Annotated in this window: 12 protein-coding genes; all 12 read left to right on the top strand. The window is 36.7% G+C overall.

The window, feature by feature from the left end; all coding sequences use genetic code 11:
- Nucleotides 1-3: 3 nt before the first annotated feature.
- The 12 genes from nagA (at nt 4) to L950_RS32095 (ending at nt 14,410) form a co-directional block, all read left to right on the top strand.
- Nucleotides 4-1,116, top strand: coding sequence for an N-acetylglucosamine-6-phosphate deacetylase (gene nagA / locus L950_RS05690; protein WP_021191954.1), 1,113 nt, complete (start codon nt 4-6; stop codon nt 1,114-1,116).
- A gap of 69 nt (nt 1,117-1,185) precedes the next feature.
- Nucleotides 1,186-2,499 (top strand): glycoside hydrolase family 10 protein, encoded by a 1,314-nt coding sequence (locus tag L950_RS05685; protein ID WP_231576908.1) that lies wholly within the window; start codon nt 1,186-1,188, stop codon nt 2,497-2,499.
- Entirely contained in the window at nt 2,496-2,792 is a 297-nt protein-coding gene (locus L950_RS32115) for a hypothetical protein (protein ID WP_231576907.1), read from the top strand. The genes L950_RS05685 and L950_RS32115 overlap by 4 nt, the downstream gene beginning before the upstream one ends.
- A gap of 327 nt (nt 2,793-3,119) precedes the next feature.
- The gene (locus L950_RS05680; protein ID WP_021191953.1) at nt 3,120-3,503 is read left to right on the top strand and encodes an acyl-CoA thioesterase; all 384 of its coding nucleotides are present in this window, start codon (nt 3,120-3,122) and stop codon (nt 3,501-3,503) included.
- A 293-nt stretch (nt 3,504-3,796) separates the two neighbouring features.
- A complete protein-coding gene (locus tag L950_RS32110; protein ID WP_231576906.1) occupies nt 3,797-5,305 on the top strand; it encodes a TonB-dependent receptor plug domain-containing protein in 1,509 nt (502 codons plus the stop codon).
- Nucleotides 5,299-6,669, top strand: a complete 1,371-nt coding sequence (locus tag L950_RS32105) for a TonB-dependent receptor domain-containing protein (protein WP_231576905.1) — start codon at nt 5,299-5,301, stop codon at nt 6,667-6,669. Before L950_RS32110 ends, L950_RS32105 begins: the two co-directional genes overlap by 7 nt.
- Nucleotides 6,670-6,831: 162 nt before the next feature.
- Nucleotides 6,832-8,463, top strand: a complete 1,632-nt coding sequence (locus L950_RS05670; protein WP_021191952.1) for a SusD/RagB family nutrient-binding outer membrane lipoprotein — start codon at nt 6,832-6,834, stop codon at nt 8,461-8,463.
- Between the two features lie 52 nt (nt 8,464-8,515).
- Nucleotides 8,516-9,157: an N-acetylmuramoyl-L-alanine amidase gene (locus tag L950_RS05665; protein WP_021191951.1), complete on the top strand. Its 642-nt coding sequence runs from the start codon at nt 8,516-8,518 to the stop codon at nt 9,155-9,157.
- A gap of 482 nt (nt 9,158-9,639) precedes the next feature.
- The gene (locus L950_RS05660) at nt 9,640-10,863 is read left to right on the top strand and encodes an exo-beta-N-acetylmuramidase NamZ domain-containing protein (RefSeq protein ID WP_021191950.1); all 1,224 of its coding nucleotides are present in this window, start codon (nt 9,640-9,642) and stop codon (nt 10,861-10,863) included.
- A 57-nt stretch (nt 10,864-10,920) separates the two neighbouring features.
- Nucleotides 10,921-11,199, top strand: coding sequence for a hypothetical protein (locus tag L950_RS32100; protein ID WP_021191949.1), 279 nt, complete (start codon nt 10,921-10,923; stop codon nt 11,197-11,199).
- A complete protein-coding gene (locus tag L950_RS05655; protein WP_316930546.1) occupies nt 11,139-13,985 on the top strand; it encodes a SusC/RagA family TonB-linked outer membrane protein in 2,847 nt (948 codons plus the stop codon). Before L950_RS32100 ends, L950_RS05655 begins: the two co-directional genes overlap by 61 nt.
- A 32-nt stretch (nt 13,986-14,017) precedes the next feature.
- Entirely contained in the window at nt 14,018-14,410 is a 393-nt protein-coding gene (locus tag L950_RS32095) for a hypothetical protein (protein WP_231576904.1), read from the top strand.
- Nucleotides 14,411-14,413: the final 3 nt, after the last annotated feature.

Raw genomic sequence — 14,413 nt, 5'->3', positions numbered from 1 at the left:
ATAATGAATAAACTCGCTTTAGTTGGTGGAAGAATTTTTTCAGATTATAATCTTATTGAAGATAAAACATTGCTTATTGAAAATGGAAAGATTACTGCAATAGTAGAGCCTAATCAAGTTCCAGCTGATTTTGAACAGATTGTTGTTAATGGAGCTAATATTTGTGCGGGTCTCATTGATTTACAGTTATATGGCGACGGTGATGATTTATTTTCGGCGCATTTGACTTCAGCATCTTTACAGCGCATTTCTGATCGTTTGGTTCGAAAAGGAACGACTTCATATATGATGACTTTAGCGACAAATACGTTTAAAGTTTTTCAAGAAGCGATTCAGGTTGCTGACAATTTTAAACATGATGCATTATTGGGCTTGCACCTTGAAGGGCCATTCTTGAATGCAAAGAAGAGAGGGGCTCACCCGGCTGATCTCATTGTAAAAGCAACAAAAGAAAATATTAAGGATTTGCTTGGCGAGCACAATACGGTTGTGAAAATGATGACCATTGCTCCGGAATGTATGGACGATGATGTTCTTGAGTACCTAAAATCGTATGAACTTTTATTAAGTGCAGGGCATAGTGATGCAACATTTAAGGAAGGCACTAAAGGTTTTGATCTGGGGATTCCCACAAGTACCCACCTATTTAATGCGATGTCTTCTTTACATCATCGGGAGGTTGGTATGGTAGGAGCTATTTTCAATCATCCAACAGCATGTTCGAGTATAATTACAGATGGACATCACGTCAGTTCCGAGGCCGTTAAAGTGGCTAAAAAACAAATGGGCGAACGATTGTTTTTGATATCAGATGCAGTTGCTGCTTGTGCAAAAGGAATCTATCAACATGTGTTGAATGACGGTTATTATTCACTGCCCGACGGGACGATTTCGGGAGGAGCCATTTCTTTATTTGAATCGGTTAGAAATATAGTGCAACAGGTTGGTGTTCCATTGGACGAGGCGATACGGATGGGAACTACTTATCCAGCAAGACTGCTAAAGCGTACAGATATTGGAAACCTGAATATAGGAAGTATAGCTAATGTGATCATTTTTACTTCTAATTTTGAACTTCAAGATGTTCTGGTTAAAGGAAAGTTAATATCGCGCTAGTGCTCTTGATACAAATTCATAATCCGTACATTTGTAACTTATTTTGAAATAATTCCTTAACATTTTTTAATGAAACATCACTTATTAATACTTTCAGTTGCTTTATTCTTATTTTCATGCTCTTCCAAAAAGAATAGAAAAACAGAAGAGGTAAAAGCCACACCTGCTGTAATTGTACAGCATCCGGATAAAAAGGATAAACCGCAACGTGAAAAGGTTAACATTAATATACAAGAGAAAAAGGTTGAAGTACCAAAAGAAATCGCTGTGGAGCTTCCTGAAGTGCAACGTGAATTTCGTGCTGCATGGATCGCATCTGTTGCAAATATAAATTGGCCAAGTAAAAACTTTTTATCTACGGATGAACAAAAACAGGAAGCGATCCAGATTTTAGAATTTTTGAAAGCAAATAATTTCAATGCAGCTATTTTTCAGGTTCGCCCCTCGTCGGATGCGATGTATAAGAGTGATCTCGAGCCTTGGTCATATTTTTTAACAGGAGAACAAGGGAAAGCTCCTTTTCCATATTATGATCCTTTGGAATTTTGGGTTGAAGAGGCACATAAGCGGGGGATTGAATTACATGTTTGGTTAAATCCTTATCGTGCTCACCATACTTCTGGCGGTAAGTTGACAGAGGCATCTATGGCTAAAAAGATGCCCAATTCCGTTGTCCGTTTGAAGCAGGGATGGTATTGGTTTGATCCATCAAAACAATCTACTCAAGACCATGCTGCCCGTGTAGTAATGGATATTGTAAAACGTTATAACATTGACGGGGTACATTTTGATGATTATTTTTATCCTTATGCGGAATATAATGGAGGGCAGGATTTTCCGGATAATGACAGTTGGAATGATTACAAAAAGAATGGTGGTACATTGGCTCGTGCAGATTGGCGTAGAAATAGTGTAAACACATTCATTGAACGGATCTATAAAGAAATAAAAGCTGAAAAGAATTTTGTGAAATTTGGTATTAGTCCTTTTGGGATCTGGAAACCAGGTTATCCGGCAGGTATTCAAGGATCTAGTCAATATGATCAATTGTATGCAGATGCAAAGCTATGGCTTAATAAAGGCTGGGTCGATTATTATACGCCACAATTGTATTGGCCTATACAGCCTGCTAAGCAAAGTTTCACAACTTTATTGAAATGGTGGGAGAGTGAAAATACAATGCACAGACATCTTTGGCCAGGTATCAATACTGTCGGGAAACGTACAGCAGAATATTCAACTGAAATTGTAAATCAAATTGCTGCGATGCGTAATATCGTGCCAGATAGCAAAGGTATTGTTCATTGGAGCTTAGCCGGTTTAATTAAAAACCCTACGATGACAAGAGCAATTTTGAAGGTCCTTACCAAAATAAAGTATTGATACCTAGAACGCCTTGGTTGAATGCAAATCCGATGCTGAAGCCAACTTTGTTGTTGACAGCAGAAAAAGATTTTGTTTTTGCAAAGTGGCAACATAAACAAGTAGATCAAGTTTATCACTGGATACTTTACTGCAACTATGGTGGTGAGTGGTCATATGAGATTTTTGATCCTTCGGTTACTGCCAAGCAACTTGCAAAAAGTAAGAATGGTAAAAAGTTACAGTATGTGGCAGTAAAAGCAGTGGACCGTCTGAGTAATGAGAGTCCATATATGGCGGAAAAGATTAAGTAATTTAAAATAAATCTATTAAAAGGGATATCCAAAAAGGTATCCCTTTTTTTTGTTCTGCGAATTCGTGTTTTGATGTGGTAGCGTACATTATAGTCTCGGTGTCTTAATTACATTGCTTGATAACAAGCGATTTGGAGTTCGTATTTATCTGAAGTATATTTAGATATGGAAGATACTTATAAAAAGCTGGTGAATCTGTTATACGGATATCTCAGTTGATGTTACCCTCTAACGCCAACTTGGCGGAAAGATTCATGGCGGCTATATTTTGTCATTGATGGATCAAATTGCTTTTGCAGTTGCCTCCAAGTTTCCGGAAATTATTGTGTGACAGCGTCCGTTGGAAAAGTGGACTTTCTAAAGCCTATTGAAGTAGGGGAGTTGGTAACACTTATCGCTTCGGTCAATTATGTAGGAAATAGTTCGATGGAAGTTGGAATTCGTGTTGAATCGATGAATATTCAATCTGGTGAGACAAAACACTGCAATTCATCATATTTTACAATGATTGCGAAAAATGCTGAAGGCAAATCTGTTCGTGTTCCGCGACTTATATTGGAAAGTGAAAAGGAGATCTTTCGGTTTTATAAAAGTGTGATTAAAATCGAAATTGAGAAGGAGAGAGAGCGGGCTACCCTCGATTTGGAATTTGACTCTCAAGAACAACAGGAATATATCAGACAACATTACGATGTGAAAATAAATTTGTGATGATGGTGATAATAATTTAGTGGTGCGGTCTTTTGCATATTGTATTTTTTGTTTTTAAGGTTTATCAATCGATTGTATGATAACTTAATGATTTTCAAGTGTGTTTTATGGCATTTTTTGAAAATAATTACGCATAATCTTGCAAAGCTTAGAACCTTTTTATACTATTGTAAAGTAATTCGTATAAACCTGTCGGGATCGAAACATCCGATATAAACAATTGCTACTAACTAAATTATTATCATGAATAAAAAATTACTCTTATTCTGTTCGGGAGTGATGTTATCTACCAGTTGTGGGCACAAACGAAAACTATTTCGGGAAAAGTGACCAATGCATCTGATGGGACATCAATGTCGAATGTGACTGTAAGCATCAAAGGCAAAGCAGTAAGTACGCAGACCAATCCAGATGGAAGTTTTACCATTAAAGCAGATCCTGGAGATGTGCTTATTTTTAGCACTATTGGTTCCAAACCATTGCAACAGACTGTTGGCTCAAGCTCTACCGTCAATATTGCCCTTTCCAACAGTGAAGAAGCATTGACCGAGGTAGTTGTAACTGCTATGGGGATAAAGAAGGAGAAAAAAGCTTTAGGTTATGCTGTTCAGGATATTAAGGCCGATGAGCTGATGAAGAATAAAAATCCTAATGTGATCAATTCTCTGAATGGTAAGATTGCAGGTGTGAATGTAACCAACTCTGGAGGTTCCCCCGGAGGTTCGGCATCTATTGTTATTCGTGGTGGCACATCTTTAGAAAGAGATAATCAACCTTTGTTTGTTATTGATGGTATGCCCATGGATAATTCGACTGGTCAAGGTGATAATTCAGCATTTGACGGAAATACAAATATTTCAACGACAAATGGTAATCGAGCATTAGATATTAATCCCGAAGATATTGAGTCTATTTCAGTATTAAAAGGCCCGGCTGCTGCTGCGCTTTATGGTTTGAGGGCAGCGGCCGGGGCTGTGGTTATTACCACAAAGAAGGGTAAAGAAGGTGCAACTTCTATTGGTATTAATTCGCGTATCGGTACTAATTGGGTTAATCGTCTGCCAAAGCAACAGGATAAGTTTAAACAAGGATCATATTACAATGGTTTATTTATTCCTGAAACTAGCTTATCCTGGGGTGATGCTTTTAAAGATGGGGAGAAAATCTATAATAATATGGAAGATTTCTATCAAACCGCAACTACATATGATAATTCATTTAATGTTTCTGGCGGATCTGCAAAAGGGAACTTCTATCTATCGGGTTCAAATATTAAACAGAGCGGTGTTGTGCCAACAACAGATTTCGACCGGACTACATTTCGATTTAATGCAGAGCAGAAAACAGATATCTTTACCTTTGGTGCTAATGCTTCTTTTGCACGTTCCTCAACTCGTAAAACTTTAACTGGATCTGGTTTATGGGGTGGTTCTGGTTCGGGCTATATGGAATCTATAATTGCTTGGCCGAGAAATTCAAATATGCGAGATTGGATAAATCCTGATGGTTCACAGCATTTATTATTGCCAAATATTCCATTGTTAGATAATGCGGATAATCCATATTGGACGATTAATAAGAATCCACAAAATGATAAAACAGATCGTTTTTTAGGTACTGCTTATGCCTCTGCTAAAATTACGAGTTGGTTAGATGCTACATATCGTCTAGGTATCGATAATTATACTACGGATTTTAGTACATTAATTTCTCCTGGATCTGCAGTCAAATTGGCCTGGCAGAATGGTATGCTTTCTGAAGGAAAAAGACAATACTCCTATTTGAATTCAATTTCATGTTAAATTTCCATAAAGTAATTGCTGAAGACTGGGATTTAAATTTGTTATTAGGGACTTCTGCTGAAGATACTCACATACAGGCAAATTCTTTACGTGCAGAAAATTTTTCTATTCCAAATTTTCAAAGTATCAATAATGCCGAAAATGGAGATAAATATTTAAATCAAGTAATCACGGATAAGCGCTTATTAGGTGTTTATGGTGAATTTAGAGCGGGATATAAAAATTTGGCGTTCTTTAGTGTTACTGGAAGAAATGATTGGTCTTCAACTTTGCCAATCCAAAACCGTTCATTTTTCTACCCATCTGTTTCAGGAAGTTTAATTTTCACTGAGCTAATGGAAAAGAATGATATGTTATCATTTGGAAAATTACGAGCATCGTATGCTCAAGTGGGAAAAGATGCTCCGGCATATCAAACCAATACTTATTTGTTTGGTCCTGAATTAACGATAGGTGGAGGTTATAGAAATGCCTGGACACGAGGTAATGATCAATTAAAACCTGAGACAACAACCTCTATGGAATTTGGTACGGAATTGAAATTCCTAAAAAATAGATTGGGGCTAGATTTTACATACTATCAAAATAATTCGAAAGATCAAATCTTACAACCTCGTGTTTCAAACGCTACAGGTTATATCTTAAGTTATGTAAATACGGGTGAAATTGAAAATAAAGGTTTTGAGATTTCGTTAAATGCAACTCCAATAAAACGAGATCATTTCACTTGGGATATGATGTTGAATTTTTCACATAATAAAGGTGTTGTTAAATCGCTTCCTGCGGCACTCCCAATATTATATGTTACTGATGTGCAGGTGGGAAACGGTAAAGCTGCTTCTTTTGGTAATGGGAATTTTATGGGCCTGTCGGGATCAACATGGCAGAAGGATGCAGACGGAAATCTTTTATTAGATTGGGAAACAGGAAATCCTTTGACATCCACATTGACTACTACACCAATTGGCAATCGTGAACCAGATTTTATTGGAGGATTAACTAATAATTTCACGTATAAAAATTGGGATTTTTCATTCTTATTTGATTTTCGTAAAGGTGGAGATATCTTGAATGGGACAGAATATCTGATGACAACTTATGGGCTTAGTAAAGAAACAGAAAATAGAGGCCAGACACTTACCTTTACAGGAAAATCTTTAAATCCAGTTACAAAAGAATACGAGACAGTAACGCGTGAAGTTATTGCTACAGAAAAATATTATCGAGATATTTATGCAAATAACACTCCTTTTTTTGTTGAAAAAGTTAATTGGTTGCGTTTACGCTCGGTTTCATTGACTTATAGTTTACCATCATCTATCTTAAAAAGATCCAAGTTTTCAAAGGTGCTTCTTTTAATGTAACCGGAACAAACTTGTGGTTGCTTACAAATTATTCAGGGATGGATCCGGAGACAAGTGCAGCGGGGGCGGGTGTTATCGGATCAGGTTCGGTAGGTATTGATTATGCAGGCGTTCCTGCAACTGCTGGATTTACATTTGGTGTTAATTTAAAATTCTAACGTAATGAAAAAAATATTTTATATAGCCACAACTTCTATACTATTGCTACTCAATTCTTGCAGTAAATGGTTAGATGTCAATGAAAATCCTAATTCTGCGAATTCAACAGTACCTACACCTCAACAACGACTGCCATCAATGTTGGCTCAGTTTATCGATGGATATGAGTCTGCAGGTACACGTACTTCATTTTTAGGTCAACAATTGGCAGTTGTAAATGCTAACAACAACAACTGGAATTTAACCAGGTGGAATTCAACAGCTTCTTCAACAGGCTGGCCTTGGCAATCATGGTATGTGAATACTGCGGTAAATATTGATCCATTAATTGAGAGTGCAACTAAAGTTGGAGCTTACCACTATATTGGAGTAGCAAAACTGATTAAAGCTTGGGGCTTTGGTTATATGGCTGATTTATATGGAATGTTGCCGTATGACGAGTTTGATAAAGTTAATAATCTCACACCTAAGTTTGATGATGGAGAATATGTGTACACCAAAATTTTAGCTTTAATTGATGAGGCTATCTTAGATTTGTCTAAAGAACAAGCTTCTGGAGCAGCTCCATTATCTGCCGGAGACATTTATAATAAGGGAAACGTACAGAATTGGTTGAAATTAGCTTATGGATTAAAAGCTAGATTTTTAAATCATTATAGTAAATTACCTACATATAACTCACAAGCTGTATTAGACGCTTTGGCGAAAGCTCCAATTTTAAATGATGAGAGTACAATTATACAATATATCGATGAGACAGCTACGACAAGTGATCAGAGTAAAGCTTCTTTGCAGTGGGGGAATACAGGGACTTCAGCCCGTATTACGCAATTATATTATAATTATATTACCAATAATTATCATGGCGCCCCCTCTGGTAATGCTAATGTTATTGATCCGCGATTAAACTTATTAGTTCCAAGTTCTCAGAATCCAGATGGCAGTTATCGTCAAACCTTATTTGTAGATATGACTTCGGATTTGCCAAAAACAGGCCCTGCTTCTTATGTTTATGCCAGCGCGACAAATAAATTTTCAAATAAAGATTCTGTTTATATTTCAATGCGTAAGGAGGTTGCAGCAAATGGACGAGTACTTTCAACAGGAACTTGGTATACTGAAAAAGGAGGTAAAGGATTATTATTAACTAATTCTGAAATGAAGTTCATTGAAGCAGAAGTTCGCTTTAAAAAAGGAGAATTGGGAGCTGCGCTAACCGCTTATCAAGCCGGTATCAAGGCGCATATGGAAATAATGGGTGTTAAGGCTTCTGATGTAGCAGCATATATGGCAAGTTCTTCCATAGTGCAGGAAGCTGGAAAATTAACTTTAAGTCATATCATGATTCAAAAATATATCGCTCTTTCGTACTCCCCTGAGCAATGGTCTGACTTGAGAAGAATGAATTATTGTACGGATGCATCAGGGAATTACAATGAATCAACGGGTATTTATAAAGGATTTAAAAGGCCGTCCCATGTATTTGCCACTGCTTATCCGTCGCAAATAGAATGGCCTAGACGGTTTGCAATTCCATCTTATGAAATTAATTATAACCTAACTCAAGTAAAAGCGGCTAATGCGGAGGCGGATTTGCCAACATATCAAAATCAACGTATTTGGTGGGATAAATAAAAAATAATTAGGGTTTACATTTTTTTTGTAAACCCTTTTATATATTAGTGAAATGAGATATTTTTATTTTCTATTTTTATTTTTTGCCATTCGTTCATTTGCGCAGACATCTGAAATTATTCAAAAACCAATTATTTGGAATGCTGAGCGTGAGCAATTGTCTTTAGATTATTTGAAAAAAAGGCATGGTATTGTACAGCAAAAGGCCATTATTAAGCCAACAATGGTAGTAGTGCACTGGACCGCGAATAACAGTGTTCAGGCAACATTTAATACATTCAATCCAGTGCTATTGCCCGGAAGGCCTGAACTTAGAAAAGCAAGTGCTTTAAACGTCTCTTCCCAGTATGTTATTGATAGAGATGGAACCATTTATCAGTTTTTACCCGATACGGTGTTTGCGAGACACACTATTGGTTTAAACTATTGTGCTATCGGTATTGAAAATATTGGAGGAGATAAGTATCCACTTACCGAAAAGCAGTTAAAAGCAAATGAGAAGCTGATCAGATACTTGAAAAGTAAGTACCCGATTGATTTTGTAATTGGCCATCATGAATATGGAGCTTTTCGAAAGACTAAATATTGGAAAGAGACTGATCCTGACTATTTTACGTCTAAATCAGATCCAGGGGATGCCTTTATGTTAAAGCTGAGGGAAAATCTGACTGATTTGAAACTTTTATCTTTATAATAGATCGAATCGATCAATGAAATAAAAGGAGCTCGTATGGGTTCCTTTTTTGTTATTTATATTTTTTTGAGGATTTCATTGCATTTGAGGAGTTTTTTTTGTCGCTTTTGATCCCCGAAAGATATTTCTCTTATCTTTTTCTTAAGAAAGTGTCGTTTGCTGTTTTATGCTACATTCTGCATATGTATCAGTAATGTTACATTAAGGTGTATCTGTTACACTATTTGAACCACTTTTACATCTTTAAATTTTGTTTAATATGTTGTTATTTAATTAGTTGCGTTATTGAAGTGATTTTTTCTGTTAAAAAATGTTAAATAAATAGCAATTGAATATGGATAAAATAAAAGTGATCACTTACTTTGTTTTGCGTTTTTATGAGTTATTTAATTTAGAAAACGAAAACATCTACTTACATTTATTGACGAATTATCAACTATTTGGCAGTATGGTAGGTACGCTATCATCAATTTAATTTAACTATGAAAAGACTATTTGCATTCCTTGCATTGACAAGTTTTCTTGCTTTCAATTCGTGTGCTAGTAAATCAGCAATTGTAAGCAAGACTTCTTCTTCTACTGTCACTAATAATACAGATATTTTACCGGGAGCAGATCAACTTGCAATTTACTTACCGATGTTGAAAGGTAAGAAGGTTGGGATAATGGGGAATCAAACTTCTGTTGTTGGACGATCAAAGGAACATCTGGTTGATCTATTATTTCGGGAGAAAGTGGATTTAAAATTCGCTTTTGCGCCTGAGCATGGATTTAGAGGTGATGTAGAAAGGGGAGAGAAATTTGGAAATGATGTTGACTCTAAAACAGGATTGCCTTTATATACTTTATATGGCGGTAATCAGAAACAGGATTCAATCATAAACACTATCGATGTTATGATTTTCGATCTTCAGGATGTTGGAGCTCGGTTCTATACTTATATCACTTCGTTACATCGTATAATGGAATTATGTGCAAAACATAATAAGAAATTGATTGTCTTGGATCGACCTAATCCAAATGGAGATCAAGTAGACGGTCCAGTAAGACATGATGATAAATTTAAATCTGATGTTTCATGGCACAAAATAGCGATGATTCACGGGTTGACAATTGGTGAATTGGCGAAGATGGTTAATGGTGAAAAATGGTTAGAAAATGGAAAGCAATGTGATGTTACGGTTGTCCCTGTAAAAGGATATGATCATAAGATGATGTATGAACTGCCGGTTATTCCCTCACCAAGTCTTCCAAATGCGTTATCGGTTCGGCTGTATTTATCATTATGTCTTTTTGAGGGGACTGATATTTCCGTGGGACGTGGAACGGACTGGCCTTTTCAAATTATTGGTTATACCAATCCAGTTTATGGTTCATTTACTTTTACTCCAGGTGATCGCCATGGTATGACAAAACATGTGGAAGGTAAAGGTGCTGTTAATTATGGTGTTGATCTGAGAAATATAATTCCTTCGGAGCACAAGTTTACCCTGAAATATCTCTTGGATTTTTACAATAAAACTCCTGATAAGTCAACTTTCTTTGCTCGACCTGCCTTTTTTGACAAGCTAGCGGGAACAGATCAATTAAGATTGCAGATTCTTGCGGGTAAATCGGAAGAAGAAATTAGAGCATCATGGGCTAAGGATTTAGACGCATATAAATTGATGCGTAAAAAATATTTGATCTACCCAGATTTTGAATAAAACAAACAAACTAATTATCAATATAAGCAATCATTTATTTTAAAACGCTACAATACAATGAGAAAATTTATACTATTTTCTGTTGCAGTGGGATTAAGTGTGCCTTCTAAGTCTTTCAGTAATGTGAGCAAAGAGAGTATTCTAAATAATCCTAAAGTAACACAGTCACTTTTAGCTTCATCCAAATCTGTACTTCAAAATGCAATTCAGGGGATAGTGACTGGACCAGATGGGCCCATGTCTGAGGTAAGCGTAGTAGTTGTTGGAGGGACGGCATCTACAAAACTGATAGTCAAGGTCATTTCAAAATTGCTGCTCCAATTGGAAGTAAATTAAGATTTACTTCTGTGGGTTATGCAACAAAAGAGGTGACTGTAACTTCTAATACAGTCAATGTAACCATAGAATCTAGCAATCAAGCTTTGGAAGAAGTCGTTGTGGTTGGTTATGGTACGCAGAAAAAAGGAAATGTAACAGGAGCTGTGTCTACTATTAATGTCAAAGAGAATTTACAGAGTAGGCCTATTGCAGATATTGGTCGTGCAATCCAAGGTACAACGCCAGGGTTGAGTGTTACTATACCTAGTGGGGAGGTTGGGGCTGACCCAAAAATCAGAATCCGTGGTGCGATTTCTTCTATTCAAGGGACATCTAATCCACTTATTTTATTAGATAATGTTGAAATACCAAGTATTCAATATGTCAACCCTGAGGATGTAGAGTCGATTACCGTTTTAAAAGATGCCGCAGCTTCTTCTATATATGGATCTAAGGCGGCTTTTGGTGTTATATTGATTACAAGTAAGACAGGAAATACATCTGAAAAAATCAATGTGAATTATTCCAACAATTTTTCCTTTCAGAATCCTTTTAAACGGTATGAAATGGGACGTTTGAATGCATTGAAATATACAGTAGATGCAATGGAAAGGGTTGGAGAAACGGAAACAGGAGCCTTTTATAAAATAAATAGAGAGAGTTACGAAAAAGCTGTTGATTGGGATAAAAAATATGGTTCTACTATTGGGGCGGATGACCCGACCGTATACGGAAGAGATTGGTATGTGAATCCAACAGCACCAACGAAGAAATTTGGTATACGTACTTATGATCCATATGATTATATGATTAAAGAGTGGGCACCTACGCAAACTCACAATCTATCCTTAAATGGTAGTGTTAATAAAACAAAATATACTGCTTCATTTGGTTCATTAAACCAAAGCGGCATGTTGAAACCTGGTGATGCAGACAAATTCACAAGATATAATGCTACCTTACGTCTGAGTACTGAATTGAATAAATTCATTACTGTTCGCGGAGGTGCCATGTTTGCGCAAAGGAATAAGACCTACCCATATGCCACAAACTCCACCACAGCAGATCCGTGGTTATACATGTATCGATGGAGTTCTTTGTATCCGATGGGAAATGACGAAAATGGAAACCCAATTAGAAGTCCCTGGAGTGAGAATAATGCAGCGAATGATGCCTCTATGTTACGTAACTACATTAATTTAAATGCTGGTGCGACGGTAAATATTAAGAAAAACTGGCGGGTAGATATTGACTATAATTTTACCAATGAAGATTTTTCATGGAGAAGAAATGGGACGCGATATACAGCAGCAAATTCTTGGGTAGCGGCGAAGAAAAGGGTTGACGCAAACGGCAATCCAGTATATGTTAATAGTGATGGAGCTGTTGTCTCTGCTACCGATGCAGGAGCAATACAAGCGTATGATCTTTCTAATGATACGTATACAGCAAATGGTTCGGCGCAGGATCATATTTATATGCGATCTGAAAATGAGCAAAAGCATACTTTCAATGCGTATAGTACGTATGACTTAAATTTGAATGATGATCATGTGTTTAAATTTATGTTAGGTATGAATCGTGTTGCTTCTGCTGGACAGTATCATTGGACACAAAGAGCAGATTTAATTGATATTACCAATCCACAGTTTGATCTTGCTGTAGGTACAATTACAGGTAGTGGAGGTGAATATTGGGAGTCTCAATTAGGGTACTTTGGCAGGATTAATTATGCTTATAAGAATAAATATCTATTTGAGGCAAATCTTCGCTATGATGGTTCATCCAAATTTCCGAAAGAGTTGAAATGGAGATGGTTCCCATCGTTCTCTGCGGGATGGGTAGCTTCGGAAGAACGTTTTATGGAATGGGCTAAACCAACATTGAACCAGTTGAAATTCAGAGGTTCTTGGGGTATTATTGGTAATCAAACTGTTCCTTCTGATTTGTATATCTCCAATATGAATGCCGGCCAAACGAGTTGGGTTATTGATGGGGTATTAACAAACTCTGTTGGATCTCCGAAATTGAATATACCACGTGTAAGTTGGGAAGATTTGGAAACTCTGGATGTGGGTTTAGATGCACGTTTTTTTAAGAGCAAATTAGGACTTACAGTTGATTGGTATCAAAAGAAGACAAATAACATGTTTGCACCACTAGAGGGAACAACCTTGACTTTAGGTGCGACACCTCCAGTGGGGAATTATGGTACCTTGACAACCAAAGGGATTGAAATTGCTGTGGATTTTAACCATCGGTTTGAAAATGGTCTTGGCATCAACTTAAGAGCTAATATTGACGACTCTAAATCGGTATTTACTGGTTATACAGAATCAAGAACAACAGGCGTGAATTATAATGGGCGTGTGTATGGAGATATCTGGGGTTTTGAGACTGATCGATTGTATCAATATGATGATTTTGTGTTAGATGGAAACGGAAAAGCTCAATTGGTAGATCTTAATCAAGATATGTCAAAGTATTACCTAAATGGTGGTAAGAAAGCATATTTACTGAAAGAAGGCCCTAATGGAGAGAAAGCCGTCTATCAACCGAGATATCAAAATTCATCTAATTTTTACTATGGTCCGGGAGATGTGAAATTTAAGGATTTAAATGGTGATGGAGAAATTGATAATGGCGAAGGTACAATTGATAATCCTGGAGATACGAAGATTATTGGTAATTCAACACCAAGATATCAGTATGGATTCAGAATCGGTGCAGATTTTAAAGGTTTTGATGTCTCAGCTTTCTTTCAGGGTGTTGGCCAGCGTAAGTTTGGGGAACAGGATTTTTAGCTATTCCGGGCTTTAATGTTTCTGATGGGGCGATGCCAGCAAGTTTTGTTAATGATTATTGGACACCAGATAATCAGGATGCATTTTATCCTGCGGCATTTAATAATGCAGGCGGTACCAATGTGAACAATATGCAGATTCAATCGCGATACTTATTGGATATGTCTTATCTGAGAATTAAAAATTTAACAGTGGGATATACAATATCTAAAAATGTTTTGGATCGTGTGAAAATTAATAATTTACGGGTATACGTTTCATTGGAAAATTTCTTTACGTGGGACAAGTTAAATGGATTGCCAGTTGATCCTGAAGAGGTGGAAGGAGAGTCTATTTTTAATGCTACCAACTATAATGGCGGTCGTACAGGTGTTGGTACTCCAACATTCAAAAGTGCTTCATTTGGTGTTCAGTTAAACTTTTAATAC

This window comes from Sphingobacterium sp. IITKGP-BTPF85 (genome assembly GCF_001006065.1).
Taxonomy (GTDB): Bacteria; Bacteroidota; Bacteroidia; order Sphingobacteriales; family Sphingobacteriaceae; genus Sphingobacterium; species Sphingobacterium anhuiense.
This window is presented reverse-complemented; position numbering and strand designations above follow the sequence as displayed.

Excerpts from the sequence above, each read along its gene's own strand:
- nagA (WP_021191954.1), top strand. The coding sequence starts at position 4 with ATGAATAAACTCGCTTTAGTTGGTGGAAGAATTTTTTCAGATTATAAT.
- L950_RS05685 (WP_231576908.1), top strand. The coding sequence starts at position 1,186 with ATGAAACATCACTTATTAATACTTTCAGTTGCTTTATTCTTATTTTCA.
- L950_RS32105 (WP_231576905.1), top strand. The coding sequence starts at position 5,299 with ATGTTAAATTTCCATAAAGTAATTGCTGAAGACTGGGATTTAAATTTG.
- L950_RS05670 (WP_021191952.1), top strand. The coding sequence starts at position 6,832 with ATGAAAAAAATATTTTATATAGCCACAACTTCTATACTATTGCTACTC.
- L950_RS05665 (WP_021191951.1), top strand. The coding sequence starts at position 8,516 with ATGAGATATTTTTATTTTCTATTTTTATTTTTTGCCATTCGTTCATTT.
- L950_RS05660 (WP_021191950.1), top strand. The coding sequence starts at position 9,640 with ATGAAAAGACTATTTGCATTCCTTGCATTGACAAGTTTTCTTGCTTTC.
- L950_RS32100 (WP_021191949.1), top strand. The coding sequence starts at position 10,921 with ATGAGAAAATTTATACTATTTTCTGTTGCAGTGGGATTAAGTGTGCCT.
- L950_RS32095 (WP_231576904.1), top strand. The coding sequence starts at position 14,018 with ATGCCAGCAAGTTTTGTTAATGATTATTGGACACCAGATAATCAGGAT.